This window comes from Falcatimonas sp. MSJ-15 (genome assembly GCF_018918265.1).
Taxonomy (GTDB): Bacteria; Bacillota; Clostridia; order Lachnospirales; family Lachnospiraceae; genus Falcatimonas.
Window position 1 is genome coordinate 1 of the sequence record NZ_JAHLQC010000036.1, and the last position, 4,250, is coordinate 4,250.

General features: G+C 32.4%; 5 protein-coding genes and 1 pseudogene. 4 read left to right on the plus strand and 2 right to left on the minus strand.

Features of this window, described 5'->3' with window-relative positions; translation table 11 throughout:
• Window positions 1-368 (minus strand): annotated as a pseudogene (locus KQI85_RS16005) (hypothetical protein); the annotation flags it as partial.
• A gap of 227 nt (window positions 369-595) precedes the next feature.
• On the opposite strand from KQI85_RS16005, the gene KQI85_RS16010 reads away from it, so the two are divergent.
• Genes KQI85_RS16010 through KQI85_RS16025 form a run of 4 tightly spaced genes read left to right on the plus strand, consistent with a single transcriptional unit; the run spans window position 596 to window position 3,952 of the window.
• Window positions 596-1,135, plus strand: a complete 540-nt coding sequence (locus KQI85_RS16010) for an RNA polymerase sigma factor (RefSeq protein ID WP_216577031.1) — start codon at window positions 596-598, stop codon at window positions 1,133-1,135.
• The gene (locus KQI85_RS16015; protein WP_216577032.1) at window positions 1,122-1,901 is read left to right on the plus strand and encodes a hypothetical protein; all 780 of its coding nucleotides are present in this window, start codon (window positions 1,122-1,124) and stop codon (window positions 1,899-1,901) included. The genes KQI85_RS16010 and KQI85_RS16015 overlap by 14 nt, the downstream gene beginning before the upstream one ends.
• Window positions 1,885-2,769, plus strand: coding sequence for an ABC transporter ATP-binding protein (locus KQI85_RS16020; RefSeq protein ID WP_216577033.1), 885 nt, complete (start codon window positions 1,885-1,887; stop codon window positions 2,767-2,769). Before KQI85_RS16015 ends, KQI85_RS16020 begins: the two co-directional genes overlap by 17 nt.
• Complete coding sequence (locus tag KQI85_RS16025; protein WP_216577034.1) at window positions 2,762-3,952, plus strand: ABC transporter permease; 1,191 nt, start codon at window positions 2,762-2,764, stop codon at window positions 3,950-3,952. The genes KQI85_RS16020 and KQI85_RS16025 overlap by 8 nt, the downstream gene beginning before the upstream one ends.
• A gap of 127 nt (window positions 3,953-4,079) precedes the next feature.
• Here KQI85_RS16025 and KQI85_RS16745 read toward each other — a convergent pair whose 3' ends face one another.
• The gene (locus tag KQI85_RS16745) at window positions 4,080-4,241 is read right to left on the minus strand and encodes a transposase (protein WP_256448241.1); all 162 of its coding nucleotides are present in this window, start codon (window positions 4,239-4,241) and stop codon (window positions 4,080-4,082) included.
• Between the last annotated feature and the right edge of the window lie 9 nt (window positions 4,242-4,250).

The following is a 4,250-nucleotide window of genomic DNA, read 5'->3' on the forward strand; positions in this document are numbered from 1 at the left end:
TTGTCGCAATCCATCTGCCTTGCACCATATACTATATATTTTCGCCCTTTATATGCTGTACCCATTTGGTCTGTATCATAAATTACAAAATATGTGTCTGCCTGCCATCTATTAGATATAACTGTACCTACTTCTAATTGAAAAAATTCATTTTCGGTCATATATCTTCCTCCTATAACTTCTTCTCCTAGCCTCTCTTTATATCTTACCACATACTCTGCTGGTGGTGCATCTGAAATATCAATGTTTGTTGCATAGTCTAAATATGTAAAATTGGCAATCTGGTTTCTATCATGGTCATTGTTATAGCCAATTTGCTCAAGATAATGCTTAGAGAAGATATGATGCTTATCAACCGATACGTCCATTCTTTACATCAGACAATAAGTCAGCTATCTTGCCAGGAATATTGTCGAATAATTCTTTTCCCATCTTATCACGCTCCTTTTCTGTCATTCATATATATCGAAAATTTAGACCTAAGGCCTCTTATAATTGAATAAAATTGAGAAAAAATAAAAAATTAATTAAAATACTAACTTTTTCTACATCATGATTGTTATATTATGTAGAAAGCAGAAAGGAGAATAAGTAAATGAAGTACAAAATAGATTCCTGGTTAGTGCATTTAGCAAGAGCAGGCGATGAAGAAGCGTGTGAAAGTCTTGTCAAAAAATATTATCCAAGCATATATCAATATTGTTTGTTGCATAGCTATGATACCTATGAAGCTGAGGATTTGACACAAGAGGTGTTTTTGCGTTTCTTCTCAAATTTATATAACTATAAAGAATATGGAAAAGTTAAGAATTATCTTTATACAATTGCAGGAAATACTGTTAAAAACTATTACAAAAAGAAAAAAGAGATTCCATTAGTGGAACTGTCAGAATTCGAGAGTTGTAGTCAAAATAACGTGGAAATGACGGAAGTGCGATTGACAATAGAACAGGCGGTAAAAAAGTTGCCGGAAGAAATCAGAGAAACGGCAGTTCTATATTTTTTTCAAGAATTGAAGCAAAGAGAAATTGCAGAACTTCTTCATATCAAACTTTCTCTTGTAAAATATCGAATCGGAAGAGCAAAAGAACTTTTAATGAAAGAGTTGGAGGTTAAAAACTATGACGAAATTTAAGCAACAAATAAAGAAATATAATGAGGAGATTGAAGAAAAATATGTAAGGATTGAAGCAGAAAACAGAACAATAAAAGCATGTCAGAATATTTTGTCAGAGCCGGTTTTATCGAAACAATTACATAAAACATCTTATTTTGAATTTTTGTATGAGCAGACAAAATTCATAAAAAAAAGATGGTGGATTTTACAAGGTTGTGTTCTTATGTGTCTATGGATATGGTTGAGTAATTATACCTCAGATATAAAAGATATGATGAGAATTATGGGAATCTTTGCAACAATCTTTGTAGTTCTGATTGTTCCGGAAATTTGGAAAAACAGAAGAAATGGTGCGATTGAGATTGAGCAGGCGTCTTATTACACGCTGCGTCAGATTTGTACAGCAAGAATGTTAATGTTTGGAGTAGTGGATCTGTTGATCGTTATGGTGTTTTTGGCAATTACATATCATACAACAATACTCTCGTTAAGTGATTTGGTTGTTAATTTTTTACTTCCTGTAAATGTTTCATGTTGTATATGTTTTCGTGTATTGTACAGCAGATGGGAAAAATCAGAATATATAGCAGTGCTTTCCTGTCTGGTATGGGTTGGTTTATGGATGATGATTGTTGCAAATGATGTTATTTATCAGAAAATTGTAACTCCGGTATGGGTGGCTATGCTGATATTGACTTTTGTATATTTTATTTTTTGTGTTCAGAAGTCATTGGTATTTGATGAAAAAATTTTGGAGGATTACACGTATGAAATTAGAATTTAAAAATGTAACAAAACAATACGGAGAAGTAAATGCTGTCAATAAAGTGAATTGTGTTATGGAAAAAGGAATTTATGGACTGCTTGGAGTAAATGGAGCAGGAAAGACCACATTAATGCGTATGCTTTGTACGATAGTTCAACCATCAGAAGGACAAATATTATGGAATGGTAAAGATATATGGAAACTAGGAGGTGAATACCGAGAAGTTCTGGGATATTTACCACAAAATTTTGGATATTATCCAAATTTGACCGTATATGATTATATGATGTACATTTCTTCTATAAAAGGGTTAAAAATGCCGTTTGCCAGAAAAAAAGTGAAGCAATTATTAAATCAAGTAGGAATGGAAAAATTCAGTAAAAGAAAAATGAAGAATTTGTCTGGAGGAATGGTTAGACGTGTAGGAATAGCACAGGCGATGTTAAACGATCCGCAAATTCTTGTCCTGGACGAACCTACCTCTGGATTAGACCCGAATGAAAGAATACGTTTTCGTAATTTAATTAGTGAATTGTCGGAAGAACGTTTGGTGCTCTTGTCTACACATATTGTATCGGATATTGAATACATTGCGAATAACATTATGTTAATGAAAGATGGAGAACTTTTTTATACAGGTACTGCAAAAGATTTAATATCTTCTATGAAAGAAAAGGTATGGCAATGTAATGTTTCGAGAAGTATGATAGACAAATATATGAATGAATATTTGGTTGGAAATATAAAAACAACAAAAAACGGAGCAGAGCTTAGAATTATTTCAATAGAAAAGCCAACAGAAGATGCTGTGACTGTAGAAAAAAATCTGGAAGATGCATTTCTATTTTATTTTGGAGAAAAATCGGAGGAAAAACAAGATGCTTAAATTAGAATTAAAACGAATTTTTTCAAAGAAAATTAATGTATTTGCAATCGGATTGGCGTTGATACTTGCTGTCATTTTTAGCGGATTTGCAGTTACAAGTAATCGCTATGTGGATGAGAATGGAAATGCTAGTACTGGAATTATGGCAACAAGAAAACTTACAGATAACAGACGAGCATGGAAAGGTACATTGACAGAAGATGAACTTGGAAAAGTTATAGAACAAAATAAAAATGCGATGACACAATCCTCAGAAGAAAATGCGATTTACGGAACGACATTACAACCGATAGATGATATTAGGGGTTTTATAATATCGGTATTAACACCGGATGCAGAATATGATGAAAGTGTTCTGAATCAAATTACAGAAGAAAATATACAAGAGTTTTATGACACTTATCATAAAAATATGGAAAAGATGGCAGAAGAATATGGAAAGACTTCTGTTCAGAAAAAATACTTGGAAAAGAAATATAATGAAATAAAATTACCAGTAGAATACGAATCTTATAGTTCGTGGGATACTATGATTATGTATGTAGAAACGTATTCTATTATTCTGGCAATCATAGTTGGTTTTATTTGTGCTGGAATATTTGCAGATGATTTTCAGACAAAAGCAGATGCAGTATTTTTCTCCACAAAGTATGGACGTACAAAAGCTGTTAAAACAAAAATACTGGCAGGAGTAGTTACGACAGTTATGATTTATTGTATGGGAATTATATTACTTAGTGTGATTTGTTTTGGAATTATGGGAACCAGTGGTATGAATACACCTTACCAAATGTATCAGGCATATAGTATTTACATTATGTCATATGGACAATACTATTTGTTGACAGTTGTATGTGGATTTATAGCCAGTATACTGGCGGCTTCAGTGTCTATGTTAGTAGCGGCTAAAATGCATACAATTAGTGTCGCTGTTTGCATTCCGTTCTTTTTATATTGCTTATTGCCATTTATAGGACGGGCACTTTCTGGATATACAACGCTTTTCAATTTGATACCAACAATTTTGACAAATGTACAGGCAAGTGTAAAAGTCCCACTTATTTATCAGATTGGGAATTGTGTATTTCGACAAATTCCGCTTGTAATGGTAATGTATACAGTGATAGCAATAGCCTTACTGCCTTTTATTTATAAAAGTTTTCACAGATACGGAAATAGGTAAAAATTGTATTCCTACTCATAAAAAGCAAAGTAAGTAAAATATTTTCTAGAAAAATCATGCTCTTTATTGGATGCTACTAATCTCGCATTTTTTATTTTAGTTTCAAACCACTTAGGAACATAAAAATTTATATATGGATTATTTTCCCTGTACCATTGAATTTGTTTTTTAGCAAAATTGCAAGCACTTCGTTGATGAAGTAGCCGAAAGTACGGTAAGAAGGTGCTTGATGATCCATAAGATACATGAAGCGGAGATTGACTTTACACTGATCCTCCAGTTCACGCAATGATATATA